General features: G+C 47.8%; 16 protein-coding genes, 5 tRNA genes and 1 rRNA gene. 5 read left to right on the top strand and 17 right to left on the bottom strand.

Annotated elements, in window-relative coordinates; genetic code table 11:
- Positions 1-114: 114 nt before the first annotated feature.
- The 11 genes from tuf to ACGTIC_RS12650 form a co-directional block, all read right to left on the bottom strand.
- Positions 115-1,308 (bottom strand): elongation factor Tu, encoded by a 1,194-nt coding sequence (gene tuf, locus ACGTIC_RS12600; protein WP_113855078.1) that lies wholly within the window; start codon positions 1,306-1,308, stop codon positions 115-117.
- A 147-nt stretch (positions 1,309-1,455) separates the two neighbouring features.
- A tRNA-Met gene (locus ACGTIC_RS12605) sits at positions 1,456-1,532 on the bottom strand.
- A gap of 3 nt (positions 1,533-1,535) precedes the next feature.
- Positions 1,536-1,611: transfer RNA gene (locus ACGTIC_RS12610), tRNA-Thr, on the bottom strand.
- A 47-nt stretch (positions 1,612-1,658) separates the two neighbouring features.
- A tRNA-Met gene (locus tag ACGTIC_RS12615) sits at positions 1,659-1,734 on the bottom strand.
- Between the two features lie 7 nt (positions 1,735-1,741).
- Positions 1,742-1,827: transfer RNA gene (locus ACGTIC_RS12620), tRNA-Tyr, on the bottom strand.
- A 7-nt stretch (positions 1,828-1,834) separates the two neighbouring features.
- A tRNA-Thr gene (locus ACGTIC_RS12625) sits at positions 1,835-1,910 on the bottom strand.
- Positions 1,911-2,196: 286 nt separating this feature from the next.
- Positions 2,197-5,400 (bottom strand): carbamoyl-phosphate synthase large subunit, encoded by a 3,204-nt coding sequence (gene carB / locus ACGTIC_RS12630; RefSeq protein ID WP_113855079.1) that lies wholly within the window; start codon positions 5,398-5,400, stop codon positions 2,197-2,199.
- Positions 5,401-6,459, bottom strand: a complete 1,059-nt coding sequence (locus ACGTIC_RS12635; RefSeq protein WP_059076403.1) for a carbamoyl phosphate synthase small subunit — start codon at positions 6,457-6,459, stop codon at positions 5,401-5,403.
- Complete coding sequence (locus tag ACGTIC_RS12640; protein WP_059076402.1) at positions 6,456-7,745, bottom strand: dihydroorotase; 1,290 nt, start codon at positions 7,743-7,745, stop codon at positions 6,456-6,458. Before ACGTIC_RS12640 ends, ACGTIC_RS12635 begins: the two co-directional genes overlap by 4 nt.
- The gene (locus tag ACGTIC_RS12645) at positions 7,729-8,673 is read right to left on the bottom strand and encodes an aspartate carbamoyltransferase catalytic subunit (RefSeq protein WP_059076401.1); all 945 of its coding nucleotides are present in this window, start codon (positions 8,671-8,673) and stop codon (positions 7,729-7,731) included. Before ACGTIC_RS12645 ends, ACGTIC_RS12640 begins: the two co-directional genes overlap by 17 nt.
- A 221-nt stretch (positions 8,674-8,894) precedes the next feature.
- Positions 8,895-9,161: a hypothetical protein gene (locus ACGTIC_RS12650; protein WP_113855080.1), complete on the bottom strand. Its 267-nt coding sequence runs from the start codon at positions 9,159-9,161 to the stop codon at positions 8,895-8,897.
- 172 nt (positions 9,162-9,333) lie between these two features.
- Between ACGTIC_RS12650 and ACGTIC_RS12655 the strand changes: the two genes are divergently transcribed.
- Positions 9,334-10,233 carry a DMT family transporter gene (locus ACGTIC_RS12655; protein WP_075581493.1) on the top strand — a complete coding sequence of 300 codons (900 nt, stop codon included), beginning with the start codon at positions 9,334-9,336 and terminating at the stop codon, positions 10,231-10,233.
- A 49-nt stretch (positions 10,234-10,282) separates the two neighbouring features.
- On the opposite strand, the gene ACGTIC_RS12660 is transcribed toward ACGTIC_RS12655, so the two are convergent.
- The 4 genes from ACGTIC_RS12660 to ACGTIC_RS12675 all read right to left on the bottom strand — a co-directional run bounded on the left by ACGTIC_RS12660 (position 10,283) and on the right by ACGTIC_RS12675 (position 13,123).
- Positions 10,283-11,218 carry a hypothetical protein gene (locus tag ACGTIC_RS12660; protein ID WP_059076398.1) on the bottom strand — a complete coding sequence of 312 codons (936 nt, stop codon included), beginning with the start codon at positions 11,216-11,218 and terminating at the stop codon, positions 10,283-10,285.
- 21 nt (positions 11,219-11,239) lie between these two features.
- Positions 11,240-11,827, bottom strand: coding sequence for an orotate phosphoribosyltransferase (pyrE, locus tag ACGTIC_RS12665; protein ID WP_059076397.1), 588 nt, complete (start codon positions 11,825-11,827; stop codon positions 11,240-11,242).
- Positions 11,828-11,833: 6 nt separating this feature from the next.
- A complete protein-coding gene (gene pyrF, locus ACGTIC_RS12670) occupies positions 11,834-12,547 on the bottom strand; it encodes an orotidine-5'-phosphate decarboxylase (RefSeq protein ID WP_059076396.1) in 714 nt (237 codons plus the stop codon).
- Positions 12,548-12,679: 132 nt separating this feature from the next.
- Complete coding sequence (locus ACGTIC_RS12675) at positions 12,680-13,123, bottom strand: Rrf2 family transcriptional regulator (protein ID WP_059076395.1); 444 nt, start codon at positions 13,121-13,123, stop codon at positions 12,680-12,682.
- Positions 13,124-13,386: 263 nt separating this feature from the next.
- Between ACGTIC_RS12675 and ACGTIC_RS12680 the strand changes: the two genes are divergently transcribed.
- From ACGTIC_RS12680 to ACGTIC_RS12690, 3 genes are read left to right on the top strand one after another with little or no spacing between them, the layout of a single operon-like run.
- A complete protein-coding gene (locus ACGTIC_RS12680) occupies positions 13,387-13,611 on the top strand; it encodes a DUF1858 domain-containing protein (protein ID WP_200817499.1) in 225 nt (74 codons plus the stop codon).
- Between the two features lie 15 nt (positions 13,612-13,626).
- Positions 13,627-14,217 (top strand): hypothetical protein, encoded by a 591-nt coding sequence (locus tag ACGTIC_RS12685; RefSeq protein ID WP_113855082.1) that lies wholly within the window; start codon positions 13,627-13,629, stop codon positions 14,215-14,217.
- Between the two features lie 16 nt (positions 14,218-14,233).
- Positions 14,234-14,794: a hemerythrin domain-containing protein gene (locus tag ACGTIC_RS12690; protein ID WP_113855083.1), complete on the top strand. Its 561-nt coding sequence runs from the start codon at positions 14,234-14,236 to the stop codon at positions 14,792-14,794.
- Between the two features lie 65 nt (positions 14,795-14,859).
- Here ACGTIC_RS12690 and ACGTIC_RS12695 read toward each other — a convergent pair whose 3' ends face one another.
- The gene (locus ACGTIC_RS12695) at positions 14,860-15,633 is read right to left on the bottom strand and encodes an SDR family NAD(P)-dependent oxidoreductase (RefSeq protein WP_059076392.1); all 774 of its coding nucleotides are present in this window, start codon (positions 15,631-15,633) and stop codon (positions 14,860-14,862) included.
- A gap of 200 nt (positions 15,634-15,833) precedes the next feature.
- Here ACGTIC_RS12695 and rbr point away from each other — a divergent pair, with 200 nt between their 5' ends.
- Complete coding sequence (rbr, locus tag ACGTIC_RS12700; RefSeq protein ID WP_059076391.1) at positions 15,834-16,373, top strand: rubrerythrin; 540 nt, start codon at positions 15,834-15,836, stop codon at positions 16,371-16,373.
- Positions 16,374-16,665: 292 nt separating this feature from the next.
- On the opposite strand, the gene rrf is transcribed toward rbr, so the two are convergent.
- Positions 16,666-16,782, bottom strand: a 5S ribosomal RNA gene (rrf, locus tag ACGTIC_RS12705).
- Positions 16,783-16,816: the final 34 nt, after the last annotated feature.

Consider the following 16,816-nt stretch of genomic DNA (forward strand, 5'->3'; position numbering starts at 1 on the left):
TAAGATTATACTTTTATTATAACAGATTAATCATCCATTGTGCAATAAAAAAAAGCACCTGCAACGATTGTCGCAGATGCTTTTTTATTTTTCCCATAGGTAATACAGGGGTTATCAGCCTTCGATTTCGGAAACAACGCCGGCGCCTACTGTACGGCCGCCTTCACGGATAGCGAAACGCAGGCCTGCTTCAATAGCGATCGGAGTGATCAGTTCAACGTCCATTTTGACGTTATCGCCAGGCATGCACATTTCCGTGCCTTCCGGCAGCTGGATTACGCCCGTTACGTCCGTTGTACGGAAGTAGAACTGCGGACGATAGCCGTTGAAGAACGGTGTATGACGGCCGCCTTCTTCTTTCGTCAGGACATATACCTGTGCTTTGAATTTCGTGTGCGGATGAATCGTGCCCGGTTTTGCAAGTACCTGGCCGCGTTCTACTTCTTTGCGGTCGATACCACGGAGCAGTGCACCGATGTTATCGCCTGCTTCTGCCAGATCCAGGATCTTACGGAACATTTCTACGCCCGTTACAACCGTATCTTTCGGCTGATCTGCCAGACCTACGATTTCTACGGGGTCGCCGACTTTGATCGTACCACGTTCAACACGGCCTGTTGCAACAGTGCCACGGCCTGTGATGGTGAATACGTCTTCGACCGGCATCAGGAACGGTTTGTCCGTCGGACGGTCCGGAGTCGGGATGTATTCATCAACGGCTTTCATGAGGTCTTTGATGGACTGTACAGCTTCGGGATCGCCTTCCAGTGCCTTCAGAGCAGAACCGACTACGATAGGTACATCGTCGCCAGGGAAGTCATAGGAAGTGAGGAGATCGCGGACTTCCATTTCGACGAGTTCGATCAGTTCCGGATCGTCAACCTGGTCAGCTTTGTTGAGGTATACAACGATAGCCGGTACACCAACCTGGCGGGCCAGGAGGATGTGTTCACGAGTCTGGGGCATCGGGCCGTCAGCAGCGGATACGACGAGGATAGCGCCGTCCATCTGGGCAGCACCGGTGATCATGTTCTTGACATAGTCAGCATGCCCCGGGCAGTCAACGTGTGCATAGTGACGGGTCGGAGTTTCATATTCAACGTGTGCCGTGTTGATCGTAATACCACGTTCACGTTCTTCCGGAGCCTTATCAATATCAGCATATGCTTCAAACTGAGCTTTGCAGCCTTCCGTTTCGGAAAGGACCTTTGTAATAGCAGCCGTTAATGTTGTTTTGCCGTGGTCAACGTGACCGATGGTACCAATGTTAACATGCGGTTTGGTTCTTTCATAATGTTCTTTAGCCATAATACAGCTTTCCTCCTTTTAGGACAAAAATAACCTGACTATAATAAGTATACTACAAACAATCACAAATTCCTGCAAAATTTCGTATTTTTCATAAAATTTATAATTGTATATAGAAATAACCCCGTTATACGGGGTTATCGATTATGGTGGCGGCTCGGAGATTCGAACTCTGGACACTGCGGGTATGAACCGCATGCTCTAGCCAACTGAGCTAAGCCGCCATGTGGAGCTATTGACCGGGATTGAACCGGTGACCTTATCCTTACCAAGGATACGCTCTACCGACTGAGCTACAACAGCATAAACCGTTGACGCTAAAAATACCGTTCAACGCTATTTTTAAAATTTGGTAGCGGGGGCAGGACTTGAACCTACGACCTTCGGGTTATGAGCCCGACGAGCTACCAACTGCTCCACCCCGCGATAAAAATGGTGGTGGGAGATGGATTCGAACCATCGAAGGCAAACGCCGGCAGATTTACAGTCTGCTCCCTTTAGCCACTCGGGAATCCCACCATTCGTTTGGAGCCGACGATAGGACTTGAACCTACAACCTACTGATTACAAGTCAGTTGCTCTACCAATTGAGCTACGTCGGCTTGTTCAACAGAACGTAATTGATTATACAAGAGAATGTTCATCCTGTCAAGTACTTTTTTCAATCATTTCAAACCACTCATTAGCAGTTCTTAGTTCTGACGACTTGATAAGTATATCATGATATCCAATAAAATGCAAGAAATATTTTAATTAATTTATAAAAAAATCACCTGATAATACACAAGGAAACTCCCCGGCCCCGGCAAGACAAGCTTATCCTACGCAAGAAAAAAACAGCTCTCTGCATGGCATACTGCCTGCAAAGAGCTGTCTATAGTATCTTGCTTATTCTTGATCGTAATCCTGCAAAGCGGCTACATGATGATATCCCTGTCCTTTGCCTTTATTGGCAAAGACGCGCAGGACTTCGCGGGCCGTATCGAGCGAAGTCAGGCAGGGAATTGCCAGTTCGACCGCCATACGGCGCAGATTAAATCCGTCCCGTTCCGGATGTTTGCCAAAGGTCAGCGTATTGACGACTAAATCAATTTTGCCATTGCGGATCAGCGTAGCAATATTAGTACCGCCTTCATGGATCTTCCGGACCACATCGACGGGGAATCCCTGTTCATTGAAATATTTGCCCGTACCGGCAGTGGCTATGATGTGATAGCCCAATTCCCGGAAGCCGCGGGCCAGCTGCAGTGCTTCTGCCTTATCTCGGTCAGCTACCGTAACCAGAATGGTACCACCAGCAGGAATTTTCATCTTAGCGCCATTTACAGCCTTGTATAGTGCTTCAGAATAGGTCTTTCCTATACCCATGACTTCCCCAGTCGACTTCATTTCCGGTCCGAGAGCAATTTCTGCCAGGCCGATCTTACTGAAAGAGAACACAGGAGCTTTAGCCGCAACATGTGGTTTTGCCGGCATGAGTCCACCTTGATATCCCATTTCCTTCAACGTTTCGCCCAGGGCTATGCGGGTGGCCAGTTCGACCATAGGCACATGCGTTACTTTACTCAGGAATGGTACAGTACGGCTGGAGCGGGGATTGACTTCAATGATATACAACTTGCCCTTCGATACGACAAACTGGATATTGACGGCACCTTTTACCTGTAGTTCCAGGGTAATGCGCGTTGTATAATCGACGATCTGGTCAATCATGGCCTTATCCAGATGCTGTGGCGGATATACGGCAATAGAGTCGCCGGAATGGACGCCAGCCCGTTCCACCTGTTCCATGATGCCTGGAATGAAGACATCTTTGCCATCAGAAATCGCATCTACTTCTACTTCCCGGCCGACCATATATTCATCAATCAGGATAGGATGATCCGGAGAGGCGATGACGGCTTCCCGCAGATAACGTTCCAATTCCTTTTCTGTATAGACGATTTCCATAGCCCGGCCTCCCAAGACATACGATGGGCGGACGATGAGAGGAAATTCCAATTCTTTTGATACCTGCATCGCTTCCGTGTCACTCGTCGCGATCCGGCCGTCCGGGCGGGGTATGTTGAGCTTGGCCAGAAGTTCATCGAACCGTTCTCTGTCTTCTGCCCGGTCCATGCCATCGACAGAGGTTCCAAGGACGGTTACGCCCCGTTTAGCCAGTGGAGCTGCCAGATTAATCGCCGTCTGACCACCAAACTGGCAGATGACGCCGACAGGCTTTTCTTTTTCGACGACAGCCATGACATCTTCTACGGTAAGCGGTTCAAAATACAGGCTGTCCGACGTATCGAAATCGGTACTGACTGTTTCCGGATTGTTGTTGATAATGATACTGTTCATCCCGGCTTTGCGCAGGGCCCAGGCTGAATGGACAGAGCAATAATCGAATTCAATCCCCTGTCCGATACGGATAGGGCCCGACCCGAGAACAATGACGCTCTTATCTCCCAGCGGTCTGACTTCATCTTCCGTTGCGTAACAAGAATAATAATACGGTGTTGCAGCTTCAAATTCAGCGGCACACGTATCTACCATCTTGAATGTCGGACGGATATCCAGTTTTTCCCGGAACGCACGGACCTGTTCTTCCGTTTTGCTGGTAAGCTGGGCAATGACCGCATCCGGCATGCTATAGCGTTTAGCCAGGCGGATATTATCTTCCGTCAGATTATTGCGGCGTAGGTTATCTTCCAGATCGACGATATTTTTGATTTTTTTCAGGAACCACATATCGTATCCGGTAATATAATGGATTTTATCAAAACCGATTCCCAGGCGCAGTGCCTGAGCGACGACAAAGATACGTTCATCATCCTGGTTTTTCAACAATTCTGCAATATCGATGAGTGATTTGGATTCCAGTTTCTTCAGGCTCAGATAATTAACGCCGATTTCCAGGGAACGGACAGCCTTGAGCAGTGCTCCTTCAAAGCAGCGGTCCAGCGCCATGACTTCCCCTGTAGCTTTCATCTGCGTTCCCAGCGTGCGGTCAGCCAGAGCAAATTTTTCAAATGGCCAGCGTGGGAATTTGACGACACAGTAATCCAGCGTCGGTTCGAAGCAGGCCGTCGTCTTTCCCGTAACGGCGTTGGTTATCTGGTCCAGAGTCAGTCCTGTAGCCACTTTTGCCGCAACTTTGGCAATGGGATACCCCGTCGCTTTGGAAGCCAGTGCCGATGAACGGCTGACACGGGGATTGACTTCGATGACATAGTACTGGTTGCTGTTGGGATCCAGAGCATACTGTACATTGCAGCCACCTTCGATCTTAAGGCGGCGGATAATGGCCAGAGAAGCCGTACGCAGCATCTGATACTGCAGATCATTCAGGGTCTGGCTCGGAGCCACGACGATAGAATCGCCAGTGTGGATGCCGACCGGATCAATATTTTCCATATTGCAGACGATGATGCAGTTATCTGCTTTATCGCGCATAACTTCGTATTCGATTTCTTTCCACCCGGCTACGGACCGTTCGACGAGAATCTGGTTGATAGGGCTGAGTTTAATCCCCCGCGTCGCTATCATAAACAACTCATCATCATTGTAGGCAATACCGCCGCCAGTTCCTCCCAGTGTGAAAGCAGGCCGTACAATGATCGGATAGCCGATTTTTTCAGCAAACGCCATAGCCGACGGAACGTCTTCAAAAATATCACTTTCCGGTACGGGCTGGTTGATATCTTTCATGGCCTTTTTGAAGAGTTCGCGGTCTTCCGCTTCTTCAATAGCCGAAAGGCGCGTGCCCAGGAGCTGCACATGGTATTTTTCCAGTACGCCGGCATTAGCCAGTTCGACTGCCATATTCAGTCCGACCTGGCCGCCTAAAGTAGCCAGAAGTCCATCAGGACGTTCCTTTTCGATGACTTCTGTCACATAATCCAGGGAAATAGGTTCTACATAGACCCGGTCGGCAATGTCTTCATCGGTCATAATCGTCGCCGGGTTGCTATTGATCAGGACGACTTCCAGTCCTTCTTCTTTCAGGGCCCGGCAGGCCTGGGTACCGGCATAGTCAAATTCAGCAGCCTGACCGATAATAATCGGGCCAGAGCCGATAACGAGTACTTTCTTCAATCCTTCGATCATTTATTTCCCCTCCATCAGTTTGACAAATTGTTCAAAAAGATACAGATTGTCTGTCGGTCCCGGTGATGCTTCCGGATGATACTGAACGCAGAAGAAATTATATTTAGGATAGGCAAATCCTTCGAGCGTCTTATCGTGGAGATTGATATGCGTTACGATAGCATCGTCTGGCAATGTGTTTTCATCGATGACGTACCCGTGATTCTGGGACGTAATGTAGACCCGGCCGGTACGGACATCCTTGACGGGATGATTGGCACCGCGGTGACCGAACGTCAGCTTGCGGCTTTTAGCTCCGACGGAAAGACCCAGAAGCTGATGTCCCAGGCAGATGCCGAACATCGGCTTTTTGCCTATCAGTTTTTTGACTTCTTCAATAATTTCCGGCAGGTCCTGCGGGTCGCCCGGACCATTGGAAAGGAAAATACCATCAGGCTGGACGGCCAGCACGTCTTCGGCTTTCGTATATGCCGGGAAAACCGTAAGCCGGCAGTCATTGCGGATCAGGTCTTTCAGGATATTCGCTTTGGCACCAAAATCCATGACAGCGACGTGATAACGGCCCTGTCCCACCTGCCGCACACTGCCTGGCGTCACTTTCCTTACCAGCATCTTTTCCAGAGGCTGTGCCATGAGGTCTTTAATATCTTCTTCTGCCATCGTTTCCGGTACGATGACACCTTTCATTACCCCCTGGCTGCGGATAGCCCGTGTGATGGCACGCGTATCGACGCCATACAAGCAGGGAATGTGATGCGTCATGATAAATGTAGAAAGATTACCTTCATTCTGCCAGTTGCTGGGCATATCGCACAATTCACTGACAATGAAGCCTGCCGCATAGGGACGATCTGCCTGTTCGATTTCATGGAATAGACCATAATTGCCGATAAGCGGATATGTCATGGTAATAATCTGGCCAGCATAGGAAGGATCCGTAAAGGTTTCCTGATAACCGGTCATGCCCGTATTGAAAACGACTTCCCCTACGGCCGGCGTATCCATCAGCATCTGTCCATAAAATTTCTGTCCATTTGCTAAAATGAGGCATCCTTTCATTTTAAGACCACCCCGTCCTTCATAACGAATTCACCATCTACAACAGTAGCCACGGCTTTACCTGTAAAAATCATTTCATCAAAAGGTGACGATTTGCCTTTAGAATAGAACGAAGAGGCATCGACCGTCCATTCTTTGTCGAGGTCAATAATAGTAAGGTCTGCGTCTTTTCCTTCAACAATGACGCCCGCATCGAGGCCCAGCAATCCGGCCGGTGCGGTAGACATGGCGCGGACAATCGTCATGAGATCAACCGTTCCTGTATGATACAAATGAGTCAGGACAGCACCTACACTCGTTTCCAGTCCGACAAAACCACTCGGGGCCAGGCTGAATTCCTGATCTTTTTCGTCCCACGTATGCGGGGCATGGTCGGTCACGATGGCATCAATCGTGCCATCTTTCAATCCTTCTACGACAGCAGCCCGGTGTTCTTCCGAACGCAGTGGCGGATTGACTTTGAACCGCGGATCATACGTACGCAGTGCTTCATCGGTCAGAATCATATGCTGTGGTGTCGCTTCGGCTGTAATCTTAAGTCCCTTAGCTTTGGCACGGCGTACCATGTCGACGGCATGTTTTGTACTGATATGAGCAATATGGACAGGCGTATCTGTAATTTCCGAAAGAATGATGTCACGGGCAACGGCGATGTCTTCTGCCGCAGCCGGTCTGCCTTTAAGTCCCAGTTCTGCCGAAACGATGCCTTCATGCATCTGGCCGCCGGATACGAGAGATGTTTCTTCACAATGATCGATGACGATTTTGTGGAACATGCTGGCATATTCCATAGCCTTCCGCATGAAATCACTATCTTCCACGAAACGGCCATCATCAGAAAAAGCAACGACACCGGCTTTTGCCATCCCGCCCATAGCAGATAATTCTTTACCTTCCAGTCCTTTGGAAATGGCACCAATGACTTCAACTTTGACGACGCCTTCATGTTCGGCCTTATATTTCATTCCTTCTACCAGAATCGCTTTATCGATGACCGGGTTGGTATTAGGCATGGTAGCGACGCGGGTAATGCCACCGGCGGCTGCAGCCTGGGTACCTGTTACAACCGTTTCCTTGGCACTCTGACCCGGCTGGCGCAAATGGACATGCATATCGATAAATCCTGGAGCTACGACGAGACCGGATGCATCGTATACTTCCGCCCCATCGGCAGGAAGATTTTTACCTATAGTTTTGATTTTACCATTTTCAATGAGAATATCGCATACTTCATCCTGATTTACGGCCGGATTAACCACTCTGCCGCCTTTAACGAGTAATGTCAACGTCATCGCCTCCCATGATAGTCAGATATAAGACAGCCATACGGACTGAAACACCATTTTTTACCTGTTCCTGAATGGAGGATTGTGTCCAGTAGCATGTATCTGTATCAATTTCAATGCCGCGGTTCATTGGACCGGGATGCATAATAAGTACATCTTTTTTTGCGTTCTTCAGCCGTTTCTGGTTGACTCCGAAAAATGTATTATATTCGCCAGGTCCCGGGAAGAAGCCGACACCCTGACGTTCGCGCTGAATCCGCAGTACATTGACGACATCGGCATCCTTCAGGGCTTCATCGAGATCATAATGAACGGTAACACCCATGGCCGCCAGTTCGGGCTGCAACAGCGTACGCGGACCGACAAGGTGTACATCAGCACCCATCGTCTTGAGGCCATAAATATTGGACCGGGCTACGCGGCCATGGTCGATATCTCCTACAATGACTACTTTCAGTCCGTCAATATGACCTTTGACTTCCTGGATAGTGAACAGGTCCAGAAGAGCCTGTGTCGGATGTTCATGCGTACCATCGCCACCATTGATGATGACCGGAGAAACACATTTGCTGGCATAAAGAGGAGACCCTTCCTGTTTGTGTCTCATGACGATGGCATCCACTCCCATGGCCGTTACTGTCAGAAGAGTATCACGGAAACTTTCTCCTTTCTGGATAGAGCTGCCGCTCGGCGTGAAGTTGATGACATCAGCATCGAGATACTTGGCAGCCATTTCAAAAGAACCCCGTGTACGCGTACTCGGTTCCCAGAACATGTTGACAATAGATTTACCCTGTAACAGGTGTAATTTTTTATTGTCGCTATTGACAACTTCTTTCATTTTTCTGGCAACGCGCAGCACGAGCTCGATTTCTTCTTTGGGTACTCCCTGCAATCCCAACAGGCTTTTGCCCTGTATACTGACCATGGAAATCCTCCTTTGTAAAAAAAGACCTTCGCCGAAAGGCAAAGGTCATATCAAGGCATACGTAACATATGTCCCTTTTTAGCCTCTCTGGACTATATTAAAGGTACGTATAGAAATCAACAGAATCAGCACAGCCTCACAGGACTGCCGCCTGAATCTTTCTTTATTATTTTATATAGATGTCCTTTTAAAGTCAAGGAAAATTTTTGACAAAAAAATTTTTAATTATACCATTTTGGTACATTGACATACATCTTTTCCGACTCATCCCAGAAATCTTCTTCCTCCATATACTCATCCGCATCGGCTATGGCTTCGGCTATGTGACCGGCTTCTTCTTCCATATCATTGACGCAGGCTTCGGCCAGCCGGAGCTGGGCTTCCATTTCTTCTGTCCGCCCGTCTCTGCGCGCCTGGAAATAATCCCGCATAGCCAGAATCAACGTTCCGGCACTGACTTGTACCTTGTAACTTGTATTTTTTTTCATGTATCCTCCTGAAACAACAGCCTCCAGACGACTGCAAATAATTCATCCATGCTCTTTCTATTGTACCACTTCCGTCAAGTGCCTCAGGCCTGTTGGAAGTAAAAATTTCCGGCTGTATTCCTCTCATAAAAATGTTACAATAAAGGAAATACATTACAGGAGGAATTCCATCGTGCCACAACGCCATTACCTGAGGGGTTATCTCTGTGCTGGCGGTGGTGCAGTTATCTGGGGACTGACCGGTACGGCCGGCCAGTATCTGCTCCACCATTACACCATTGATTCGTTCTGGATTTCCAGCGTCCGCCTCATCGGCGCCGGTCTGTTTCTGATGCTCATGGCAGCTCCTCATTATAGAGCGATGAAAGACATGCTGAAGATACGCCGCAATGTCATTCTGCTTCTCTGTTATTCTATCTTTGGCCTGCTCATGAGTCAGACGGCATTTTATACGACCATCCAATATGCCAATGCCGGTACGGCCGCCGTCCTGCAGACGTTATGTGTCGTGATGATGGCTGTCATCGTCTGTTTCCGCGGCCACCGCCTGCCTACACGGGCCGAAACACTATCCGTCTTTCTGGCTCTGGCCGGCGTCTTCCTCATCGCTACCAACGGAGACCCATCTACGATGGTATTGTCTTCCAAGGCCCTTATGTGGGGACTGATTACAGCCGTCGCCAGTGTCTGTTATTCATTTCTGGCACAGGATCTGGTCTGGCACTGGGGCAGTATTACCGTCAACGCCCTGGGCATGTTCATCGGCGGAGTCGTTTTCTGCTGTTTCCTGCAACCCTGGACCATTCCCACTGACCTCGATATGACAGGGTATCTGCTTCTGGCCGCCGTCGTACTCATCGGTACGGTCCTGACATACAATCTCTTTTTGCGCGGCGTCGGTGACATCGGTCCTGTCAAAGCCACCCTGCTGGGAACACTGGAACCGGTAACCTCCTCTATTGCATCGGCTGTTTTTCTCGGTACCGTTTTCTATCTTCCCGAACTCATCGGATTCGCCTGCATCCTGGCTACCGTATTTCTTGTCACACTTCAGCGCAGGCAGCCTGCATAAAAAAACTGGCTTTCCTCTAAACGGAAAAGCCAGTTTTTTATAATATTATTTACCATGTAAAAGCATCATCACCGACACCGAGAGGAACTTCCGGGAATCCCGACGGCACAGGCTGGACCAGCATAAAAATCAATACAGTAAGTACAGTCAGTCCCAGAGCCAGGTAGGAAAAATGGGAACGCGTACTGTGTTCGTAGAGTCCGAAAAGGCGGATGCCAATGGCCGCCCCAATAGAAGTAAACAGCGACCCCAGAGAAAAGTACTGATACAGGAAATAGGATACAATCAGTCCGATGACCATAGCCGTATTGAGTACGATGGGATAGCACCGCGATAAGGCAGACGGTGTATTTCGCCGCATGGCCGCAAACCAGTCCGACGCATCGATGCCTGTAAGCCCCGTAACGAACGCACTTCCATAAAGAAGCTTATCCCATATGTCCGTAAGCTGATTGCGGTTGCCACTGCGCCACATAAGGAACGCATAGGCCAGTATCATGATGCCGGCAAAAATATAATAGTATTCAGCAGGCAGGAACTGCACCAATGCTACGCCTGCCACGACACAGACTGATCCGATGGCACATAATGTGACAAGCTGCTGCCGGGCGGGGCGCACTTTTTTATCCATGGCAAAATATACTTTTGCAAAGATTTCCAATAAAAAGACGGCGACAAAAAATACAATACCAAAAAAGGCATTCAGAGCCGTCAGCGCTATCATGACCAGAATAGGAATTGCCAGTTTAAAACCGGGGAAGAAATAAAATTCCTTTAACTTCATCAGATGCTGCTGAGAATAAATCGTGAAATACGTAAACACATTGAAAAGCAGCATGGCGACCACTGCTTCAACCGGCTTTGCCCCCATGTACAACAGCGTCATAAGCGTACACATACTCATATTGACACCGGTAAAACGGGCAAAGACAGCTGCTACCAAGCCTGCATTAAAGAAAGGCAAAATAGCCCATAACATATCCATAGTAACAATCTCTCCTACAAGTTATTTCAGATGGTGGCTGCCCCGTTCCGTCATGGGAATTCCCTGTTTGCAAAGCGGGCATTCTTCCGGTTTGTATGTTGGAACCGTCAGATGAAGGAGAGCCTGCACCTTATCTTTAGGTACGCCGAATTCGGCTTTGCCGCCGCTGCGGTCAACGAGAAGGCCGACTCCGACAATGACGCCACCAGCTTTTTTTACTACATCGACTACTTCCTGAACGCTTCCGCCAGTAGTCACGATATCTTCTACAATCAAAACGCGTTCGCCCGGTTCAATATGGAATCCCCGGCGCAGTGTCATGACGCCTTTTTCCCTTTCCGTAAAGATAGCCCGTGTACCCAGAGCCTTGCCGACTTCATGAGCCAGCAGGATACCGCCCGTCATAGGCCCCATAACGGTCTGGACATTCTGATCCTTAAACCGTTCTGCCAGTTCCTTACAAAGCTTTTCTGTATATTCCGGATGCTGGAGGACATTAAATTTTTCTACATATAAGGGGCTGTGCAGGCCGGATGTCAAAAGGAAATGACCTTCCAATACAGCTTTCGTTTCTACTAATAATTGTCTTACTTCTTCTTCAGATAACATTGCCAATCATACCTCCTGTATTTCTTCTAAAATTTTATCGGCAGCACATGCCGGATCAGCCGCTTTCGTAATAGGCCGTCCGATGACCAGGTGAGATGCTCCATCATGCAATGCCTGAGATGGCGTCGTAAAGCGTTTTTGGTCATCTGCTACAGCAAAGGACGGACGGATTCCCGGAGTAACAATCAGAAAATCCGGGCCATTCATTTCCCGTATTTCCCGCGCTTCATAGGGAGACGAAACAGTTCCATCAATACCCGATTCTTTAGCCAGGGCCGCCAGCTTTTTGACTTCTTCAGCAATGCTGCAGGCTCCTCCTACTTCTCTCCATGCCGTTTCATCTATACTCGTCAGGATGGTTACAGCCAGCAGACGGGGCCGGGCAATTTGCAGGCGGGCCGATTCTTCCCGTGCAGCTGCTGCCGCAGCTTCCATCATGGATCTGCCTCCCATTCCATGAAGAGTCATCAGATCCACTCCCAGACGGGTAAGGGCCCGTACGCTCTGGGCTACGGTATTAGGGATATCGTGAAGTTTTAAATCCAGAAACACATGTTTCCCCTGTTCTTTCAGATAGCGTACCGTATCAGGTCCGGCACTATAAAACAGCTCCATACCGACTTTGTAGAAAGAAATGCGGTCTCCTAAAGTTTCTACGAGACGTTTCATATCTTCCAGCGAATGTACATCCAGAGCTGTAATAATACGATCATCTGCCATGGTATTCCTCCTGTCACAACGTATTGCCAATCCGCAATCACACAGCTTTAAAGGCATATCTATGTAATTATGACATGGTTTATATAGAGTGTCAACTAAAAGCCTTTCTCTGACGGCCCGTACCACTAAGCATTACATGGCTTCATGGCTAATAGCCTGTACGGCCCGGTCATATACATCCTGCAACGTATGTTTTTGCAATTCTTCTTCAAACTTCTGCTGTATATCATCCAGAATTCCTTCCAGACTCTGATGAATATTTCTGCCAACAGGACACTTATCATTGGGGTGCTCATGAAAATGGAACAGGCTTTCATCAGGCTTCTTTTCTACGGCCTGGTAAACATCGAGAAATGTAATTTCCGTCAAAGGCCGCGTCAGGGTAATGCCGCCGGGACCACGCTTAATATCAATAACGCCAGCCTCCCGGAGCTGGGACATGATATTTCGGATAATAACTGGGTTATTTCCTACACTGCCTGCCAAAAAATCACTAGTTACTTTATAATTGCCGGAAAAATACCGGACAGCTGTCAATACATGTATCGCAATAGTAAATTTTGTAGAAATCTGCATGCTTCACACCTCTTTGTCAATCTATCATTCATTATACAAAAGTATATCAGGAAAGCCCCCACTTGTCTCTCTTTTTAGCAGATGTAGATAAACAAAATCTTGTTTTATGTTTTTAGTCAAATATCATTATGAAGTCAAAGTCTAGGAAAGTCTTTTGCCTCCTGTTGTAATAACAACAGATTTACAGGATACATCCGTGCTATAGTACAGACAGACAAAGATAAGTCACATAAATCCATAGATATTTTCAACAGGAGGAATATATGATGAATGAAAAAACAATGACCGTAACAGAAGATATGCTCATGGGAGACATTATGCGCAGCTACCCCGAAGTAGTAGACACATTATTGGAACAGGGTATGCATTGCCTGGGCTGCCCGTCATCCCAGCAGGAAAGCCTGGCAAATGCCTGCTATGTACATGGCCTCGACGCCCGCACCGTAACGGCCGCCGTCAACGCCACCATTCAGGCACATCGTGCATAAAGGAGGAAGCAGATTATGAGTAAATTTTTAGGACCTGTCCATTTCTGGTTATATCACAAAATACAGTTTCAGGAATCCCTTATAGACGCTCTCATTTCCTGTGCCGTACAGAAAGGCTGGAACGATGAAGATCTGACCCGTTTCAGTTGCCCGGACCGCCGTCAGCTTGATGAAATCATTGACGAAACCAATATTCATGGCTGGCTGCAGACACGCATCCAGGATGCAGAAACCCGGTATGCCAGCCTCGTCCTGTACCTTGCCGGCTCTGATGAAACCCGTCTGAAAGTGCTGGAACAAGCAGCTGGCGATTTTGGTGCCGCCCAAAACCTGCAAGCTGCTACCGCGCCGGAAGCATTCCACCGTCTCGATGACCTGCTCCTCGACGGTATGCCGTGTGATCAGATTAACCGCGTCTCTCACAGCAGTGATGATGTCATTACCTGGATACAGTCTGCTGACATCCACAGTGATTACTGGCAGGGACATGGTCAATGGTATTATCTGCTCCGTCAGGCTCTGATAGCTGGCCTGTTATCCCACACCGATTATTCATTTCTTCATAAAGAAGACGGCTCATTCCATATCGTGAAAAAAGCCGCCTGAGAAAGGCAGGATACGTATGTATTGTACAGAAGTTATGGTAAAACAGCATGCCAATATTTCGCGGATGCTGAAGGTAATAGAAAAGGCCTGCTGTGCTGTTTTGGATGGTTCCCCCATCGATTGCAATGAATTTACAGAAATTCTGAAATTTATCCGTACCTATGCAGACGGACATCATCACCGCCGGGAAGAACTTGTCTTATTTCCCGAAATGGTACAACATCTGGAAAAAATCGCCTCCGTCATCATTAATCACGGCATGCTTGTTGAGCATGATCTCATCCGTGCCCATGTCCGTGCGTTGGATGACGCATTGAAAAACTATCAGGCTCATCCTGATACGTTATATAAACTCCAAATCCTGACAGAAGCCATGGCCTATGTAAACCGCCTGCAGGCTCATGTCGATAAAGAAAATACGGTCGTATACCCTATGGCAGACCGCAGCCTGCCGGCAGAGATAAAAGAAAAGATTGATGCTGCAGTTCATAATATGGAAAAAGAAGAAGGACAGGATTTTGCTGCTCCTTATCTGTCTCTGCTGGAACGACTGGAACATAAATATCATATCGCATAATAAGAATAGACAAGGACCGCCGCCCCATATCCGGGCAGCGGTCCTTATTTATTACACGTTCCAGGTTATTTCCACAGGACGTTAGAATTTTGTACGGCGTATTTGCCACCGCTAACCTCAATAGTAGTACCGGTAATATAACTGGCTGCATCCGATGCCAGAAAAATAAGAACCTTAGCCATTTCTTCGGGAGAACCCACCCGGTGGAGGGCAATCGCATCGATGAGTGATCCCGTAATATCAGCAGCAATGCGGTCCGCATTCATAGGAGTATCAATCACACCAGGTACATAGGCATTGACCCGGATATGCTGGGGAGCCAGTTCAGCTGCCATCGTCTTTGTCATATTCGTAACGGCTGCTTTCGTAGCACCGTACATCGTACCTCCCACAGAAGGGACAAGCGAAGCGTAGGAAGAAGCGTTCAAAATAACGCCGCCTTTTTCGCCCATAGCCCGGGCAGCAATCTGTGTCCCAAAGAGGACACCTGTCAGATTGACCCGCACCATTTTTTCCCAGTCTGATAAGGTAATATCCATAAGTTTTTTGCCAATATTGATGCCGGCATTATTTATCCAGATATCGATATGACCATATTGGCCCAGTACCTCGTCAGCAAACCGCTGCAGCTCTTCTATATTACCGGCATCAGCCTGAGCCGCAAATACGGTCACACCTGCCGCGTGGCATTCCTGATTAAACGCTTCGATTCTCTTCTGAGTTCTGCCACAGACAGCAACGGCTGCTCCCTCCCGGCAAAAGCCGATGGCGCAGGCCGCGCCGATGCCAGCCGTACCACCCGTAATGACAACTACTTTTCCTTTCAATCCTAATTCCATGTTGAACCTCCTATCCTGTTTTCTATGAATATGATATCATGCTTCTCCCGGCAGCACAAATCCCCTGTCCACATTAAAGCGTATCATATTTTTATTATTTAATATTGATTATTTGTTGACAAGATGGGTGGAAGATGTTACAATACAAACATCGAAAGAGAAATGATTTAGTTGATAAAGAATATAGGAGGTTATACGTTATGGAATTAAAAGGATCAAAGACTGAAAAAAATTTACAGGCTGCATTTGCTGGTGAATCTCAGGCACGCAATAAATACACCTACTATGCCAGTGTAGCTAAAAAAGCCGGTTACGAACAAATCAAAGCATTCTTCGAAGAAACAGCCAATAATGAAAAAGAACATGCAAAAATCTGGTTCAAACTGCTCAACGGTGGCGAATTGCCAAATGACATCAATGCATTAAAAGACGCCGCTGCCGGTGAACATTATGAATGGACCGAAATGTATCCGACGTTTGCAAAAGAAGCTCGTGAAGAAGGCTTCAATACGATTGCCTATTTATTTGAAAAAGTAGCAGAAATCGAAAAACATCACGAAGAACGGTATTTGGCACTGCTGGCAAATGTAGAAAACGGTACCGCTTTCAAGAAACCTGAAAAGAGAACATGGGTCTGCCGTAACTGTGGATACATCGTCGAAGCTGATGAAGCACCGAAAGTTTGCCCCGTATGCGCTCATCCCCAGTCCTTCTTCGAATTGAAAAACGACAACTATTAATAAGAATATAGTAATGTGATACCGAAAAAAACAAGAACCATTTTATATGTGGTTCTTGTTTTTTTACGTAAGCGTAAAATCAAACTGTGTATGTAAAATGCCGGACGTTAGAAAAAGCTCTCAGATTACCTATCGGATGATGGTATATTATCTCATGAAAGAAAATCTGGGTAAATCCACCCTTTTATTATTCGCTTACCCTAGGATGATAGGAAACCGCCACTCTTCACTTCCCACTAATCACTAACCACAAAAAAAGCACCAGCTCATCTTGGCTGGTGCTTTTTTTCCTAATCAGCGGCTTCCTATCCTCCCAGGGGGCTTCCCCCCAAGTACTTTCGGCGTTTGCGGGCTTAACTGCTGTGTTCGGCATGGGAACAGGTGGATCCCCGCAGCTATCGCCACTGAATTCTCTTGTCAGGGCCGTGCCCTGACAACTGTAT

Origin of the sequence: Megasphaera hexanoica (assembly GCF_043520715.1) — a bacterium.
GTDB lineage: Bacteria > Bacillota > Negativicutes > Veillonellales > Megasphaeraceae > Megasphaera > Megasphaera hexanoica.

Excerpts from the sequence above, each read along its gene's own strand:
- pyrF (WP_059076396.1), bottom strand. The coding sequence starts at position 12,547 with ATGGCAGATGATCGTATTATTACAGCTCTGGATGTACATTCGCTGGAA.
- ACGTIC_RS12680 (WP_200817499.1), top strand. The coding sequence starts at position 13,387 with ATGATGAATGAAAAAACAATGACCGTAACAGAAGATATGCTCATGGGA.
- ACGTIC_RS12635 (WP_059076403.1), bottom strand. The coding sequence starts at position 6,459 with ATGAAAGGATGCCTCATTTTAGCAAATGGACAGAAATTTTATGGACAG.
- ACGTIC_RS12645 (WP_059076401.1), bottom strand. The coding sequence starts at position 8,673 with ATGGTCAGTATACAGGGCAAAAGCCTGTTGGGATTGCAGGGAGTACCC.
- ACGTIC_RS12695 (WP_059076392.1), bottom strand. The coding sequence starts at position 15,633 with ATGGAATTAGGATTGAAAGGAAAAGTAGTTGTCATTACGGGTGGTACG.
- tuf (WP_113855078.1), bottom strand. The coding sequence starts at position 1,308 with ATGGCTAAAGAACATTATGAAAGAACCAAACCGCATGTTAACATTGGT.
- rbr (WP_059076391.1), top strand. The coding sequence starts at position 15,834 with ATGGAATTAAAAGGATCAAAGACTGAAAAAAATTTACAGGCTGCATTT.
- ACGTIC_RS12650 (WP_113855080.1), bottom strand. The coding sequence starts at position 9,161 with ATGAAAAAAAATACAAGTTACAAGGTACAAGTCAGTGCCGGAACGTTG.
- ACGTIC_RS12675 (WP_059076395.1), bottom strand. The coding sequence starts at position 13,123 with ATGCAGATTTCTACAAAATTTACTATTGCGATACATGTATTGACAGCT.
- ACGTIC_RS12690 (WP_113855083.1), top strand. The coding sequence starts at position 14,234 with ATGTATTGTACAGAAGTTATGGTAAAACAGCATGCCAATATTTCGCGG.
- ACGTIC_RS12685 (WP_113855082.1), top strand. The coding sequence starts at position 13,627 with ATGAGTAAATTTTTAGGACCTGTCCATTTCTGGTTATATCACAAAATA.
- ACGTIC_RS12660 (WP_059076398.1), bottom strand. The coding sequence starts at position 11,218 with ATGGATATGTTATGGGCTATTTTGCCTTTCTTTAATGCAGGCTTGGTA.
- pyrE (WP_059076397.1), bottom strand. The coding sequence starts at position 11,827 with ATGTTATCTGAAGAAGAAGTAAGACAATTATTAGTAGAAACGAAAGCT.
- carB (WP_113855079.1), bottom strand. The coding sequence starts at position 5,400 with ATGATCGAAGGATTGAAGAAAGTACTCGTTATCGGCTCTGGCCCGATT.